Below are 16,394 nucleotides of genomic sequence, written 5' to 3' on the forward strand. Positions count from 1 at the left end.
TCCAGCGCCGATAATGCGCCTTTCTGAATTTTTGGCAAATCGGCGCCGCGTCTGCTCCACAACGGTGCTAATTTTATTCTGCAACGGACGCAACTGTCTGCCGTAACGTAAACTGTTGCTATTTAGTCACGAATTTGCGGAAAATCGGCCGTTTGGATCGCGCGCGCGTTGACGCGGACGGGCGGCGCGTTAGACCGGAAACCTACCACCGGGCATCTCCCGATAAGCCTTTGGCTGCGCTTCGGTGGGTTTGGAGAGAGAGAACCATGACTTTGCGCAACATTTTGTTGGGCGCCACCATGTTGTGCGCCGCAACCACCCCCACCATCGCCTTCGCCCAGGACACCGCGCCCGCCGGCGATGCGGCAACCGCGGCCGACGATACCGACTATGGCAATGACATCATCGTCACCGCGACGGGCCGTGCGCAGCGTTCGCAGGATATTCCGATCGCGGTCAACGTCGTGGGCGGTGAACAGCTCGAAAATTCGGGCATCAGCGATATCCGCGGTCTTCGCCAGATTGCGCCGAGCTTTCAGGCAACGACCGGCCAGTCGTCGGCTACCGGCGTCGTGCTTCGCATCCGCGGCATCGGCACGGCGGGCGACAACCCCGGTTTCGAACCGTCGGTCGGCGTGTTCGTCGACGGCGTTTTCCGTGCGCGTGCGGGCCTTGCCCTTGCCGACCTGCCGCCGATCGATCGCGTCGAAGTGCTGCGCGGGCCGCAAGGTACGCTGTTCGGCCGCAACACGTCGGCGGGTGCGCTCAACATCGTCACGCAAAAGCCGAGCTTCAAACTTGGTGGCTATGCCGAGGCAAGCTATGGCAATCTCGACGAAATCGAGCTGAAGGCAGGGATTACGGGGCCGGTTTCCGAAACGATCGCGCTGCGCCTCGACGGCGGATATCACAAGCGTGACGGCTATATCAAAGACGTGAACAGCGACCGCCGCTTCAACAACCTCGACCGCTGGTCGGTGCGCGGACAGGCCTTGTTCGAGAAGGACGACGTCTCGTTCCGCCTGATCGCGGACTATGCCAAGACCGATGAACAATGCTGCGGCGCGCTCAATACCAATTCGGGCTTTGCGCAGCCGGGCACGCCTGCCTTTGCCGCAAGCTCGGTGATTCAGGGGCTGGCCGCCGCCAATGGCCTGACCGGCATCGTGCGGCCCTATAACCCCAAGGATCGCGAAGTTGCCTATTCGCCCAATCGCGACCTCACCGAAAAGATGCGCGAATGGGGCGTCTCGGGCCAGCTTGACTGGGATCTGGGCGGCGTCGAACTGACCTCGATCACCGCATGGCGCGACTGGAAAGCGACGCGTGGCATGGACGTCGATTTCTCCGGAATCGACCGCGCCTATCGTGAGAATATGCCGATCGGCATGCGCGACTTCACGCAGGAAATCCGGCTCAAGGGCACGGCCTTCGACGATCATGTCGACTGGCTGATCGGCGGCTTCTATTTGAACGAGAAGCTGAAATATACCGAACGGACCCGTTTCGGCACGCAGGGCGCGCAATATGTCGACGCCTTCATCAACGCGCTGACCGATGCCGCGGTGCCCGGACCGACCGGCTTCCAGATTTTCCAGTCGATCCCGAATTCGCCGCTGGTGGGCCAGGTGCTGCTCGCATCGAACCCGCAGCTCGCGGCTGCGGCCGCGCAGGCGGGTGTGCTCGACACCTTCCTGACGCCGCTTCCGGCGCCGCAGGCAGGGCAGGGACAGATCGGCGATGCGTACCGCGTCAACACCGAAGCCTTTGCGTTGTTCACGCACAACATCATCGACTTCAACGACAATGTCTCGCTGACCCTCGGTCTGCGCTACAATCATGAATCGAAGAAGCTCAACGCCAACCTGCAGTCGAACCTGCCCGGTTGCTCGACGCTGCAGGGTCCCCGCTACGCGCTCTATCGCCAGGCTCTGCAGGGACTGCCGTCTGGCCTCGGCAACGCGATCTTCAACCTCGTCTGCAACCCCGTGGTCAATCCCGAATTCAACGGGATTTATCGCGACAAGCGCAGTGAGAGCAAGCTGACCGGCACGGCCAAGCTGTCGATCAAGCTCGACGACCGCATCATGGTCTATGGTGGTTATGACCGCGGCTACAAATCGGGCGGCTACAACCTCGATCGTGGCTCGTTCGACACCGCCTTCCTTGGTGGCAACGGCGCGCAGGCATCCGATCTCGAATTCGGCAACGAAGACGTCGACTCGTTTGAAGTCGGCGTGAAGACCGACTTCAGCTCGGCGTTCCAGTTCAACGCGAACGTTTTCTACACCGAACTCAAGGGCTATCAGAACCTTGCGTTCATGGGGAATAACTTCGTCGTCCAGAACTTCGACAAGGTCGTGGCGCAGGGCGTCGAGCTTGAATCGGTCATCCGTCCGGCCCCGAACCTCAACTTCACGCTCGGCTATTCCTATATCGATACCGAGGTGAAGGACGTGGCGGCTGGCGACGATAACGGACTGCCGCTCACCAATTCGCCGAAGCATGTCGTCACCGGCGCGGTCACCTGGACCCCGCAGATCAGCAGCAATGTCGGCGGTCTCGTGCATGTCGATTGGCGGATGAACAGCGACGCCAACACGATCAACGACCCCGTCGCGGTGCCGTTCACGGCGAATGACGGCCATTCGATCGTCAACGCCCGGGCCGGCCTCAACTTCGGCCCCGACCAGAATTACGCCATCGAATTCTACGTCGAGAACCTGTTCAACAAATATTACAACATCACCTCGTTCCCGATCCCCGAACAGAGCGCGAGCTTTGCGGTCTATCCCGCTCCGCCGCGTCTCTATGGGGTGAAGCTGCGCGCGAAATTCTGATTTCGGCACTGATCCGCCGGATCAATAGAAAGGGCCGGGCCATCGATGATGGTCCGGCCTTTTTCTTTCGTCCCGGTCAAAAAGAAACCCCGGCCTCTCGTTTGAGAGGCCGGGGCTTTTTTGGCGTTGCCGCCGTTATGTTTAGAACTTCACGCCAGCCGCGATGCCATAGCGGCGCGGTTCGAGGGTGAAGATGTTGGTGTAGTTCCCCGACGACTGGTCGGTAATGTACAGGCCGGTGACGCTGTTGGCGTCGAAGACGTTCTGGATGAACCCCTTCACATACCATTTGTCGTCGCGGCCGTTCAGCTGCAGCTGGGCATTGACCTGGGCATAGCCCTTGATGCGGTTCACATTGCCGTTGAAGATGCTGCCATAGCTTTCGCCGGTATAAGCGACGTCAACGCGCGGAACGAGCGACATTTCACCCATCTGCGCCGTATATTGCACGCCTGCGCTGAACTTGTAATTCGGCGCCTGCGGCAGTTGGTTGCCCTTCAGGTTGACCGGAACGCCGGCGGAGAAATATTCGATCCCGCCGAACGCCGTCGGATTCAGCCCCGCCGCTGCGAAAGCGCCGGATGCCGCCGCGCTCATGACGGCGCAGATGCTAAAGGCGCCGGTCGAAGCGATGCCGCCATCTGCCGGGAACGTCGTTGTCGGCCGCAGGCCGGCGCCGGCAGCCACACCGGGGACGAAGCCCCCGTTGATGACCTGCTGGACCCCGTTCACGAAGGCGTTGACCCCTGCGACATTACCCGAGCGCGAGGCAACGGCGCAGTTGGCGGCGTTCGTGATGTCCTTGATGATCACCGCATCGCTGCGGCCGCCGCCGAAGTCGCGCGGGTTGCTGGTCAGCTTGTCATCGGTGACCTTGCTGTGCAGGTAGCTGAAGCCCAGGTTGATGACGACAGCCGGGTCGGGGCGGACGATCGCTTCGGCCTCAAACCCATAGACGTCGGCGCTGACATTGTCGTTGACCGCGGTGCGGGCGACGATCTTGCTGAGCTGCAGGTCCTTATATTTGTAATAGAAGGCCGTGAGGTTGAGCTGCAGCGCGCCATTGTCAAAGCTGTTCTTCGAACCGATTTCGAACGCATCGACCTGTTCGGGACGGAAGCTTTCGGGCACTTCGAAGATCGGCTGCAGCGGCGGATTGATACCGCCCGATTTATAGCCACGCGAATAAGAGGCATAGATCAGGTTGTCGTCGGTGACCTTGAAGTCGATCACGAAACGGCCGGTCAGCTTGTTGAACTTGACCGAACGCTCCTGAAAGGCTTCGCAGCCCGCGATCGATCCGATCGGCCCCACCGTGCTTGACGTCTCGCTGCTGTGGACGGGGCAGGGCGTACCCGGGTCGGCGTCGAAGCCGGCCGCCGTCGGCGAAGCGAACGCGTCGGTCGAACCGTGCGGGACAAGGAAGCTTGCCAGCGTCGAACGGGCGACCACGCTCTTCTTGTCGTTGTTGTAGCGCAGGCCAGCGGTCAGTTTCAGCCGGTCGCTGATTTCAAAATAGGCTTCGCCGAACAGGCCATAGGATTTAATCGAGAGGTCGGCCGTGTTGTTGCGGAAGAAGGGCGTTCCGAGATAGCCCGGGGCCAGCGGATTTGCTCCTGTGATCACGCCCGCCGGAGTCTTGTTCACGTTCGCGACGGACGAAAAAGCCCCGAGAACGCCCGTCAGATAGTCGATCGGGAAGGCGTTCACATAATAGCTGTTCTCGGTCAGATGATAGTCGGCATAGATGCCGCCGACGAGGAAGTTGAACGGACCGTCGAAGTCGCTGGTCAGGATCGCTTCCGCCGACCAGCTGCTGTTATACTGGTTCGACCGGTCGAACTGCAGCGACTGGTCGCTACAGATCTTGTTGCCGCCAAAGGATCCGGTGCCGCTTTCCTCGGCCAGCGAGGTGCAGAGCTGGCCGGTCGGGCCGTTGGGGATCAGCGCCGCGGCAACAGGCGCGAAATAACCCTGGAGTGCCGGACCAAGCGCGCCGCCTGCTGCCGCCGCCAGCGTGGCAAGACCGCCGGCATAGAGCGCGCGGTTGCCGACATTGCTGTTATAGTCCTGCGACGCGTCGAGCTTGACCTTCTGATATTGGCCCGAAACCTGCAAAGCCACGGGGCCGAAATTATGTTCGATCTGGCCCTGCAGTGTCAGTTCGCTGGTGAAATAGCTCGGCGTATAAGCCGTATTCACCGTGCGCGGGTCCGACGGAATGGTCGTATTGGCATAGACGTCGGGGCCATAGAGGCTGCCCAGGGCGAAGGCGGTCGGAATTCCCTGCGTCGCCAGGAATTCGCGTGATGTCAGCGCGGCGGTGAAGGTCGCATTGCCGTTGAAAGGCGAATTGTCGAGGCGGCTGTTCAAGCAGCCGAGAATGCCGGTCGGGTCGCGTTGGCAGAGCTGCTTTTGGATGCGCGTACGCTGATCCTTTTCACGGAAATAGGACGCGAGCAGGTCGATCGTCGTGTCGGGCGACGGTTCCCAGCGGAACGAGCCGCGGACCGAATAAAGGTCGCGGTCATCGATGCGCGTGTCGAGGAACTCGTTCTTCGTATAGCCGTCGCGGTTGAGGTAAATGCCGGCGACACGGATGCCCGCGGTGTCACCGAGCGGGATGTTGACCATCGCCTTGCCCTTCATGGAATCATAATTTCCATATTCGGCTTCGGCGGCTGCTTCGAACGCTCCAAGCTTCGGCTTGGCGGTGATCACATTGACCACGCCGGAGGTTGCGTTGCGGCCGAACAATGTGCCCTGCGGCCCGCGCAGCACTTCGATGCGCTCAAGGTCGAAGAATTCGGTTTCGAACAGGCGCGTCGAAAACAGCGGGTCGCCGTTCAGGTGGATCGCGGTCGCGCTGTCGCAGGTCGTACCGACGCAAAGGTCGCCGATGCCGCGGATCGTGAAGCTCGCGCCGGTAAAGTTGGTTTTGGTAAAGGTGACGTTGGGCAGGGTTAGCTGAAGATCCGACGGTGTCTTGATCTGCTGTGCTTCCAGCGCCTCGGTCGAGAAGGCGCTGACCGCGATCGGCACGTCCTGCAGGCGTTCCGATTGGCGCTGCGCCGTGACGACGATTTCGCCGCCGAAAGCATCGCGTTCCACTTCATCCGCCGCATCCTGCGCAAATGCGGGTGTCGCCACCGACATCGCAAGGATCGAGGTTCCGATCAGTGCCTTGAACTTCATCTATAGCCTCCCTTTTTCGATCCCGCGCGATGCGGGGCCGCCCAACGTCAAATTGTTGTAAGGGGAGGGGAAACGACCAGACATGGCAAAGGGCACCGGGCCAAAGCGGCCATGTGCCCTTGTAAATCCCACCTGCCAGCTGTGCTGGTCATCGTCCTCTCCCGCCGGCGTCGGGGAAAACGCCGGCCTCTCCGGAATACGACCCGCTTGAGCGAGTTCTGTATGGGCACAAAGGTGCGCCGAGTTGACGAAAGCGTCAAGTAACTTGTTTGGCCCAAAAAAGGACGCGAAACCGCGCCTCTTCGAACAGGTAAAAAGCCAAGATTCCGCAACGTAAACTTGCACGGCTGGCATAAATTCTTCTTGTCCGGGCCTTGCTTATCGGCTCTTGGGAGCCGAAATGTGCGACATGATGGCAACAGTGAAAGCGCGGCGATGAGCGACAGCAAGACCGAATTGGGACCCGACGGCAAGGTGGTTGTCCCCGACCATGTCGCAGAGGCCGTGCGCACGCTGATCGAGTGGGCGGGCGACGATCCGGAGCGCGAGGGGCTGCTCGATACGCCGCGCCGCGTTGCGCGCGCGTGGAAGGAATATTGCCAGGGCTATAACGAGGATCCGTCGACCCATCTGTCGCGCACGTTCCAGGAAGTGGGCGGCTATGACGAGATCGTGCTGCTGCGCGACATCCCGTTCCAGTCGCACTGCGAACATCATATGGCGCCGATCACCGGCAAGGCGTCGATCGCCTATCTGCCGCGCGACCGCGTCGTTGGCATTTCCAAGCTTGCGCGCGTGCTCAACGGTTATGCGCGGCGGCTGCAGGTGCAGGAACGTCTGACGGCCGAGGTCGCTAAGTGCATTTGGGATAATCTCCAACCGCAAGGCGTCGCGGTGGTCATCGATGCGCAGCACGGCTGTATGACGGGGCGCGGCGTACGCACCCCGGGCGTAGGCATGGTAACGAGCCGCCTGCTCGGCTGCTTCCTCAACGACCAGAGCAGCCGCAAGGAAGTGCTGAGTTTGATGGGTTATTGAGAAGGGGCTTTCGGCCGGAAGTTGCCATCCCCACATTTCGTCATTCCCGCGAAAACGGGAACCCAATGACAACGCCGCCTCGCTGGGTTCCCGCTTTCGCGGGAATGACGAAGTCATCGGCTAACGACCGAGTGCGGACTCTCCATATCGTCACCCCGGACTTGATCCGGGGTCCCGCTATTTCGTGAAGCGTGCCGGTGCCGTCAAAAAGCGGGATCCCGGGTCAAACCCGGGATGACGAGAGCGAAGAAACGACCGGACACTAACGCGGGTAATGAGTTCCCCGGCGAAGGCCGGGGTCCAGGGCGGCAATCCGCATAACTCGGCTTTCTAAAGCCCTGGGCCCCGGCCTTCGCCGGGGTACAACCTAGTAGCAAACGCCCGCTCACCACCCCAAAACAGACGTCGGATCAAACCAAAAGAAAAAGGCTCCGGAACGCTGGGTTCCGGAGCCTTTTCTGTCTCGTGCGAGATCGAAGGGGCTTAGGCCTCTTCTTCCTCGTCTGCAGCCGGAGCTTCGGCAGCGAGTTCCGAAGGAGCGGCGCCCACGTCTTCGAATTCGTCTTCGCTGTCGGGTTCCAGCGCCGAAGCGACGGCTTCGGCCTGTTCTTCCTCGAACATCGCCGCGATGACGTCGATGCCCTGCTTCTGCATTTCGGCTTCGTCCGGCGAACGCGCGACGTTGACGCCGACGGTCAGGGCGACTTCGGGGTGCAGCTTGACCTTGACGTCGACCAAGCCGAGCGACTTGATCGGACGCTCGAGTTCGACCATCGACTTGGTAACGCCCTCGACGCCGTCTTCGATCAGCGCGTCGACGATGTCGCGAACCGAAACCGAACCGTAAAGCTGGCCGGTGTTCGATGCCTGACGGATCAGGACGATCTGCTTGCCGTCGATGTCCTTGGCGCGACCTTCGGCGTCGGTGCGACGCTCGGCGTTGTCGGCCTCGATCTTCGAACGATTGGCTTCGAACAGCTTGCGGTTGGCGTCGTTTGCACGAAGCGCCTTGTTGTTCGGCAACAGGTAGTTACGGGCAAAGCCGTTCTTGACGGTGACGACGTCGCCGATACCGCCCAGTTTCTCGATGCGTTCGAGCAGGATGATTTCCATCGGTCCGCCCTCCTTACTTCACAATGTAGGGGAGCAGGCCGATGTGGCGCGAGCGCTTGATCGCTTTTGCCAGCTCACGCTGCTTCTTGGTGGACACCGCGGTGATCCGCGACGGGACGATCTTGCCACGCTCCGACAGGTAACCCTGGAGCAGACGGACGTCCTTATAATCGATGACCGGTGCGTCCTTCTGGCTGAAGGGGCAGGTCTTGCGGCGGCGGAAAAAGGGTCGTGCCATGCTACTGTTCCTTATTCTTCGCCGTCGCGGTCACGGCCACGGCCGCCGCGGCGTTCCTGCTTGCGCATCATCACCGACGGACCCTTTTCGAGTTCGTCGACCTTGATGGTGAGCCAGCGGATGATATCTTCGTTGATCGCAGCCTGACGCTCGATCTCTGCGATCGCTTCGCCCGACACTTCGGCCGACAGCATCACATAGTGACCCTTGCGGTTCTTCTGGATCTTGTAAGCGAGCTGCTTGAGGCCCCAGGTCTCGGTCTTGTGGACCGTGCCCTTATACTCGCCAATGACGTTGGTGACGGTTTCCGCCAGCGCGTCGACCTGAGCCTGGCTCAGGTCCTGACGCGCGATAAAGACATGCTCGTAAAACGGCATGGTCGCGCTTCCTTCGATTTGGCCGATCGCTGATTTCGCGCCAATCGCGAAACCCCTCCGGCTGTCGTCTCGCTCTGCGAATAAGTGCAAAGCAAACGGGGCGATGGCAACGTGGCCTCGCCCCGAATGAGCGCGCCTATACAGATTCGCGGGGAGAAATCAAGCGCGGATGGCCAGCTTTTCCAGCAGTTCGCGGCCGAATTCCGTAAGCGTATCATCGCGCGCGCCAAGGATCAGGATACGGTCGCCCGCCTTCGCTTCATCCAGCATCGCCGCCCCGCAAGCCGCACGGGTCGTCATATGCACCGCGTCGGCCCCTCCCGCGACGATGTCCGCGACCAGCGCCTCGCTGCCGATGCTGCGGTCGACGGTGCCGCCGAAATAGACGGGGTCGCACACGAACAGCCTGTCGTCGGGGCGCATTCCCGCGGCGAAACTTGCGGCGAGTTCCTTGCCCATCTGGCGCAGCGGGCCATAGCCATGCGGCTGGAAGAAGAGCAAGGCGCGGCCCGGCAGCTCGGCGACCGCCGCCAGCGTCGCGGCCACCTTGTCGGGATTGTGCGCGAAATCGTCGATGACGGTGACGCCGCTTGCTTGTCCGAGGACCTCGTATCGCCGCGCGAGGCCCGCGAAGCTCGCCAGTGCGTTGACGGCCTCGGCAACCGGGATATCGGCCGCGCGTGCCGCGGCGATCGCGGCCAGGGCGTTGGCGGCATTGTGGCGCCCCGGCATGCGAAGATGGACCTTATACGGGTAACCGTCGACATTCGCCGAAAAGCGGCACCCGTCGGGCAATGCCTCGAAATCGCCGCCGCGCACTGTTGCAGCGTCGCTGAAGCCAAAGCTCAGGACATTGTCGCCGCCGATGAGGGGCGCGGATTCGGGGTCGTCGGCATTGACCACCGCGACGCGCGCCTTTGCGGCAAAATCGCCGAACAAACGGTGCAACTCTTCAAGGCTCTTGTGATCGAGGCTGATGTTGGTGACGACCGCGACGTCGGGGCGATAGAGCGCGATCGAACCGTCGCTTTCATCGACCTCGCTGACGTAAATGGCGGCTTCGCCCACGAGTGCGCTGGCAAAGGGGCGGTCGTCGCCCGAGAAATTGCGCATCACGGCCCCGTTCATGACCGTCGGCTTGCGACCCGTATTTTCGAGGATCCAGCCGATCATCCCGGTGACGGTCGATTTGCCGCTCGTCCCGCCGACACCGATCGCGGTGTCGGCGTCGTTGAACAGCGCGGCGTTGAGGTCGGCGCGCGTCATCCGCGCAAGGCCGAGCGCATTGGCGGCGGCGATATCGGGAACGCTATCCTCGATCGCCGCCGACGCGACCAGAATTTGTCCCGCGCGTGGCCCGCTGCCGTCCTGCGGATAAAAGGCGATGCCCTGGCTTTCGAGCCAAGTGAATTTCTGGGGCGTCCGGCCCTGATCGCGGCTGCGGTCCGATCCCGAGACCGCCGCGCCGCGCGCTGCGACTATCATCGCCAGCGGCAGCATTCCCGACCCGCCGATGCCGCAGAAGAAATAGGATTTGTTTTCGGCCATCGCGGCGCGATATGGCTTTGACGAAGGGTTTGCAACCAGAGCGGCATACTCTTTCCCGTTCGCATCGAGCGAAGTCGAGATACCCCTCGACCTTGTGCGTCGACGATGGGTGTCTCGACTTCGCTCGACACGAACGGATTTATAGGTCGCTCCATGCGCATCGGAATTGTTGCCCCATCCACCCCGATCCTGCCCGACGATGCCGAGGCGGTGCGCGCGCTGGCAAGCCTTGGTTACCCCGACGTCGAACTCGTCTTCGACCCGCAATGCTTTGCCACCCACGGCCATTTTGCGGGCGAGGACGGCCACCGCTTCGCCGCGTTGGTCGAGATGGCGAACCGGCCCGATATCGACGCGGTCTGGTTTGCGCGCGGGGGCTATGGCGCATGCCGCATCGCCGAGGATGCGGTCGCGGCGATGACCGATGTCGCGCGCGGCAAGGCATTCCTCGGCTATTCGGATCAGGGCAATCTGCTCGGCGCGCTGTATCGGGACGGCTTCGACCATGTCGCGCACGGTCCTATGGTCGCCGATATCCGCCGCGACGGGGGCGATGCCGCGGTGCTGCGCGCTCTCGATTGGCTCGTTGCGCGTGACCCGGCTGCGTGCGAGCCCGGCCTCCAGCACGGCGCGCGGCACGCGGCGTTCAACCTGATGACGCTGTCGATGCTGCTCGGCACCCCGCTCGAACCTGACCTTTCCGGGCATGTCCTGCTCGTCGAAGAAGTCAGCGAATATCTCTACGCCTTCGACCGCGCCTTCTTCCATATCGCGAGCTATCTGGGCCCGCGCGGGCTTGCCGGGTTGCGGTTGGGGCGTGTCAGCGACGTCCCTGAAAACGACCGCCCGTTCGGCATGGAGGCCGAGGAGATCGCGCAGGGCTGGTGCGCGCGCACCGGGATCTCGTGGCTCGGCCGGGCGGACATCGGCCACGACGCGGCGAACAAGGTCGTGCCCTTCGGCTTGCATCGCGCGGGGTGAAGGAATAGGCGCGAGCCCATTCAAGAACATGCGAAGGGACGCATCATGCGTGCATTTATTTTTCCGGGTCAGGGCAGCCAGGCGGTCGGCATGGGCAAGGCGCTTTCCGAAGCGTCGCCAGTCGCGCGCGAAGTGTTTCAGGAGGTCGATGACGCGCTCGGCCAGAAGCTGTTCCAGTTGATGAGCGAAGGTCCCGAGGACCAGCTCACCCTCACCGAAAACGCCCAGCCGGCGATCATGGCCAACGCAATTGCCACGTTGCGCGTGCTCGAAAAGGAAGGTGGCGTGACGCTGTCAGCCAAGGCCGACTATGTCGCGGGCCACAGCCTCGGCGAATATAGCGCGCTTTGCGCCGCCGGCGCGTTCGACCTCGCGACCACTGCGCGGCTTTTGAAGACGCGCGGGCAGGCGATGCAGGCAGCGGTGCCCGTCGGCGTCGGCGCGATGGCGGCGCTGCTCGGGGCTGATATCGAGACGGCACAGAAGCTCGCCGACGCAGCGGCAGAGGGCGAAGTGTGCACCGTCGCCAACGACAATGACCCGTCGCAAGTCGTGATCTCGGGCCACAAGGGCGCCGTCGAACGCGCGGTCGCGCTGGTCAAGGATTATGGAATCAAGCGCGGCGTGCTGCTGCCCGTCTCGGCGCCCTTCCACTGCCCGCTGATGCAGCCCGCTGCCGACGCGATGGCCGAGGCCCTGGGCGCCAACCCGCCCGTCGCGCCGCTCATCCCGGTCGTCGCCAATGTCACCGCGAGCCCTGTGAGCGACCCTGACACGATCCGCGACCTCCTCGTCCAGCAGGTGACCGGCCGCGTCCGTTGGCGCGAAAGCGTCGCGTCGATGGAGGATATCGGTGTGACGCACTTCGTCGAATTCGGCGGCAAAGTCCTCTCACCGATGGTCAAGCGCAGCGCATCGGGCGAAGTCGAGACGATGAGCGTGATTTCAATGGACGACATCGAAGCGCTGTTGAAAACGCTTTAGAAGATTCGCGCAGAGGCGCAGAGGTAGCGACGAAAGAAGTTCACGCGGAGACGCGGAGGCGCGGAGGGATTGTGCGGGACATAGACGTGGTGAGCGGCGATGTGCTCGACTTGTCCCTTCGCTTGCATCGGGAACTGGGGCCGGGGCTATTGGAAAGCGTCTATGAAACCGTTCTTGCCGGAAAACTGGTGGCGCTGGGCTATCGCGTCGATCGGCAAATGCCGATCGATATATATTTCGAAGGCTCTCGCTTCGATGCTGCTTTTCGTATTGATTTGCTCGTCGACAACCGTTTGCTGGTGGAGATTAAATCGGTTGAACGGCTGAACCCGGCGCATGGCAAACAGTTGCTGACCTATCTTCGTCTTACTGGCCAGTCTGTTGGTCTCCTTATCAATTTTGGCGGCGCTACACTCAAGGAAGGTGTGCGTCGCATCGTCAACGATCATAAACCCTCCGCGTCTCCGCGTCTCCGCGTGAACCGGCAATCATCAGGAGAATAAAATGTTCGATCTCACCGGCATGACCGCCCTTGTCACCGGCGCCTCGGGCGGCATCGGTTCGGCCGTCGCGCAGGCGCTTGCCGCGCAGGGGGCTCGGCTCGCGGTGTCGGGTTCCAACGCCGACAAGCTCAATGCCTTTCGCGATACGCTCGGCGGCGATCATATCGCATTGCCCTGCAATCTCGGCGATGCGGCTGCGGTCGACGCGCTCGTCCCGTCGGCGGTCGATGCGCTCGGCCAGCTCGACATCCTCGTCAATAATGCCGGTGTGACGCGCGACAACCTGATCATGCGCATGAAGGACGACGAGTGGATGGACGTCATTCGCATCAATCTCGAGGCCAATTTCCGCCTGGCGCGTGCTGCCGCGAAGCCGATGATGAAGGCGCGCTTCGGCCGCATCATTTCGATTACCAGCGTCGTCGGCGCGACCGGCAATCCGGGGCAGGCCAATTATGCCGCTTCGAAAGCAGGCGTCACCGGCATGACCAAGGCGCTGGCACAGGAACTCGCGAGCCGCGGCGTCACCGCGAATTGCGTCGCGCCCGGCTTTATCGCCACGGCGATGACCGCCGATCTGCCCGATGCGCAGAAGGAGGCGCTGAACCAGCGTATCCCCGCCGGCCGGATGGGCGAGGGGAGCGATATCGCCGCAGCGGTCGTCTATCTCGCGTCGAAAGAGGCGGGCTACGTCACCGGGCAGACGTTGCATGTGAACGGCGGGATGGCCATGCTGTCCTGAGGGTCGATCTCTCTTGCGTATGAAGGATTCGCCGATGTCGAAGGGTTTGATGGCAAGCGCGATGCTTGCATTGGCCGTGTTGCCGGGCGTGGCCCTGGCGCAGGAGGGCGAGAAGTTCGATTGCGTCGTCACGTCGATTCCGGCCGGCACCAAAAGTTCGATCGGTTCCGCAATGGCCGGCGGCGGCGACGCGGCATCGCGCGAGGCGTTGTTCAAGCAGCTTGGCGCTGTCACCGACGATTGCGTGACGCGTCACGGCATCACGGATGAACAAAAGCCGACCTATTTCGACTACAGCCTTGCGCGCATTTCGCGCGAATGGCTGATCGGCGATATCGCGGCGCTGGGGCTGTCGAACGTGACCGTCGACAAGGCGCTCGATTTCGGTCCCAATGGCGCGAACCCCGATCTGTCGGGCGATATGACCGAGGAGCAGATCATGAAGATCGTCCAGGCCTATATCGATGCGGGCGTCGATATCGAAAAGATCGACGGTGCAGTCTGGGAAAAGGTGGGCGCCTATGCCGCTGCGACCTCAATCTACTGGAACAAGCGCAAGCAGCTCGCCTTCTGATTAAGATCCGTCGCCCCCGCAATGGCGGGGGCGACGAATTTCTTAGAAGCTCGCCCGCGCCGTCAGACGGAAATCGCGTCCGGCCAGCGGCACATAATCCTTGGTAAAGCTGGCGTGACGGCGCGCTTCGACGTCGAAGATATTGTTCGCCGACAGGCTCAGCGTCAGATTTTTCGTGTCGGGCAGCGGGCGCCAGCTCAGCGAGGCGTTGACCAGCGTGAAGCCGTCGGTCGGCGTCTCGAACTGCGCGGTGCGCGTCTGGTCGTCGGTCCATTCGACTTCCACGCGCGCATCGACGCGTTCGCCCTGCGCTTCGAGCCCGCTGAGGATGCGCAGCGGCGGGATGCGCGGCACATTGCGGTCGAGCCCGGCATTCTTGATCTTCGCTCGGGTCATGTCGGCGGTGACGTCGCCGACGATGTTGAACCCGCCGATTTGCGCCAGCCGGGCACTCGCCTCGGCTTCGAAGCCATAGACGCGCGCGTCGCGCTGGAAATATTGGAAGACGGGAAGCTCATCCTCTTCCGCGCCGGTCGCCGCCGAATAGATGAAATTGTCGAACCAGTTCGAATAGCCGGTCAGGCTGAGGTTGAAGGCGTCGGTCTTGATCTTGAAAGATGCCTCGGCACCCCAGTTGGATTCGCGCTTCAAATTCGGATCGCCCAGCTCGAAGCTCTGCGTCGCGATATGCGGGCCGTTCGACAGCAATTCCTCGGCCGACGGCGCACGGACCGCGCGCGACACGGAGATGCCGAACTTCGCGCCCTCGAACAGATCATAGGTCGCGCCGAGCGCGCCCGAGAAGCTGTCGAAGCTGCGGTCAAAGCCAAGCGTCTGCGCGCGCACATTGGTCTTTTCGTAGCGCGCCGCGGCTTCCAGGCCGAGCGGGCCCATCGTATATTCCTGCAGCGTGAAAAGCGCGAACTGATCGGTCAGGTTGCGCGGTACGAATGCCTCGGCACCGATCGCGTCGAAATCGCGGTGGCTATACTGCACGCCGCTCGCGCCGCGCCAGCCGCCACGGTCGTTCTGCGCCAGTTCGATCCGGCCTTCGACGCCCTGGTTGGTAAAGACGGTGCCCACCTCGTCGCCCTCGAACTCGGTGTGCTTGTAATCGGCAAAGCCGGCACGGATGCGCAGCTTGTCGAAAAAGCCGTCGCCCAGTTCCACCTCGCCGCGCAGGTCCGCGCGCCATTGCTTCATGCCGATGGTAACGGGGCCTTCGCCATGATCATGACCGCCTTCACCTTCCTCGCCGCCATGGTCGTGCGCGGTGTCGGGACGGTCGGGGACGCCATAGTTGGTGTCGAAATAGCCGACCGAAATGCCGAGCTGTCCGCCGTCGTTGATCAGCGAAATCCCGCCGCCTGCGGTCCAGGTCTCGCTTTGCGTATTGTCGATCTTGCCGCGCTTGCCCGCCTGCGCGGTCAATTCGGCCGCTTCGTCGAGGTGCCCCTCTTCGGTTTCATGCTCGGCAAGATGGAGCAGGTCGCCGCGGATGTTGGGTGCATAGACAAAGCCGCCGCTGCGCGTGTCGCCCGTCTTGCGCCAGCTACCGTCGAGGTGCGCGACGATCTGCGGGCTCAGCGCGACGTCGATCGAGCTGCCGATGTTGCGGTCGTTCGCCGCGGTCGCATAGCCACCGATCGCGTCGATATGGACATGGTCGGCGGGGACTTTCCGGGGAATCCGGCGGTCGAACATATTCACCGCGCCGCCGATCGCCTGGCTGCCGAACAGCAGCACCGCGGGGCCGCGCAGGATTTCGATGCGTTCGACGGTCAGCGGGTCGATGGTGACCGCGTGGTCGGCGGATGTGTTCGAGGCGTCGATCGACCCGATGCCGTCGGTCAGCACGCGTACGCGCTCGCCCGAAAAACCGCGAAGGACGGGACGCGATGCGCCGGGGGAAAAGCTGGTCGCCGATACACCCGGCTGGCGCGTGAGCGTGTCGCCGATCTGCCCGCGAATGTCGCGCGCCAGCTCGTCGCCCTCAAGCACCGATACATTGCCAAGGATGTCCAGGCTGCGGACATAGGGTGCGGTGACGACGATCGGCCCGCCTGCGTGCACATCGTCCTCGCTGCCCGTGGCGGCGCGGTCCTGCGCAAAAGCCGGAGCGGCGAGGAACATGGCAAAAGTGAAACCGGCAGAGCAAAGCAAACGCATAAGGGGAGAGTCCTGTTTTATGGCGACCTGTCGGCGCGGCAGTAATGATATACTGTTACAATCGCAACCCCTGAGGTTCGCCGGGACTGTCG

General features: G+C 62.4%; 13 protein-coding genes. 7 read left to right on the forward strand and 6 right to left on the reverse strand.

Translation table 11 applies throughout. The features are described from left to right. Window positions 1-266: 266 nt before the first annotated feature. A complete protein-coding gene (locus SC1_RS05410) occupies window positions 267-2,840 on the forward strand; it encodes a TonB-dependent receptor (RefSeq protein ID WP_062178593.1) in 2,574 nt (857 codons plus the stop codon). Between the two features lie 141 nt (window positions 2,841-2,981). Here the strand turns inward: SC1_RS05410 and SC1_RS05415 are convergent, their stop codons facing one another. Then, complete coding sequence (locus SC1_RS05415) at window positions 2,982-6,035, reverse strand: TonB-dependent receptor (protein ID WP_062178596.1); 3,054 nt, start codon at window positions 6,033-6,035, stop codon at window positions 2,982-2,984. Window positions 6,036-6,470: 435 nt separating this feature from the next. On the opposite strand from SC1_RS05415, the gene folE reads away from it, so the two are divergent. Then, entirely contained in the window at window positions 6,471-7,073 is a 603-nt protein-coding gene (folE, locus tag SC1_RS05420; RefSeq protein WP_062178599.1) for a GTP cyclohydrolase I FolE, read from the forward strand. 483 nt (window positions 7,074-7,556) lie between these two features. Here folE and rplI read toward each other — a convergent pair whose 3' ends face one another. The 4 genes from rplI to SC1_RS05440 form a co-directional block, all read right to left on the reverse strand. Then, window positions 7,557-8,186 carry a 50S ribosomal protein L9 gene (gene rplI, locus SC1_RS05425; protein WP_062178602.1) on the reverse strand — a complete coding sequence of 210 codons (630 nt, stop codon included), beginning with the start codon at window positions 8,184-8,186 and terminating at the stop codon, window positions 7,557-7,559. A 13-nt stretch (window positions 8,187-8,199) separates the two neighbouring features. Next, entirely contained in the window at window positions 8,200-8,424 is a 225-nt protein-coding gene (gene rpsR, locus SC1_RS05430) for a 30S ribosomal protein S18 (RefSeq protein WP_037517582.1), read from the reverse strand. Window positions 8,425-8,435: 11 nt separating this feature from the next. Further along, entirely contained in the window at window positions 8,436-8,801 is a 366-nt protein-coding gene (rpsF, locus tag SC1_RS05435; protein WP_037517585.1) for a 30S ribosomal protein S6, read from the reverse strand. A 159-nt stretch (window positions 8,802-8,960) separates the two neighbouring features. Beyond that, complete coding sequence (locus tag SC1_RS05440; protein ID WP_062178605.1) at window positions 8,961-10,349, reverse strand: Mur ligase family protein; 1,389 nt, start codon at window positions 10,347-10,349, stop codon at window positions 8,961-8,963. Window positions 10,350-10,502: 153 nt separating this feature from the next. On the opposite strand from SC1_RS05440, the gene SC1_RS05445 reads away from it, so the two are divergent. From SC1_RS05445 to SC1_RS05465, 5 genes are all read left to right on the forward strand, one after another. After that, window positions 10,503-11,330, forward strand: a complete 828-nt coding sequence (locus SC1_RS05445; RefSeq protein WP_062178608.1) for an LD-carboxypeptidase — start codon at window positions 10,503-10,505, stop codon at window positions 11,328-11,330. Between the two features lie 45 nt (window positions 11,331-11,375). Further along, a complete protein-coding gene (fabD, locus tag SC1_RS05450) occupies window positions 11,376-12,314 on the forward strand; it encodes an ACP S-malonyltransferase (RefSeq protein ID WP_062178611.1) in 939 nt (312 codons plus the stop codon). Window positions 12,315-12,385: 71 nt separating this feature from the next. Beyond that, on the forward strand, window positions 12,386-12,817 hold the full coding sequence (locus tag SC1_RS05455) for a GxxExxY protein (RefSeq protein WP_062178614.1): 432 nt from the start codon (window positions 12,386-12,388) through the stop codon (window positions 12,815-12,817). A gap of 1 nt (window position 12,818) precedes the next feature. Beyond that, on the forward strand, window positions 12,819-13,559 hold the full coding sequence (gene fabG, locus SC1_RS05460; protein WP_062178617.1) for a 3-oxoacyl-[acyl-carrier-protein] reductase: 741 nt from the start codon (window positions 12,819-12,821) through the stop codon (window positions 13,557-13,559). Between the two features lie 34 nt (window positions 13,560-13,593). Then, entirely contained in the window at window positions 13,594-14,133 is a 540-nt protein-coding gene (locus SC1_RS05465; RefSeq protein ID WP_152682304.1) for a hypothetical protein, read from the forward strand. A gap of 42 nt (window positions 14,134-14,175) precedes the next feature. Here SC1_RS05465 and SC1_RS05470 read toward each other — a convergent pair whose 3' ends face one another. Next, entirely contained in the window at window positions 14,176-16,302 is a 2,127-nt protein-coding gene (locus SC1_RS05470) for a TonB-dependent receptor (RefSeq protein ID WP_062178623.1), read from the reverse strand. Between the last annotated feature and the right edge of the window lie 92 nt (window positions 16,303-16,394).

This window comes from Sphingopyxis sp. C-1, assembly GCF_001047015.1.
Classification (GTDB): Bacteria; Pseudomonadota; Alphaproteobacteria; order Sphingomonadales; family Sphingomonadaceae; genus Sphingopyxis.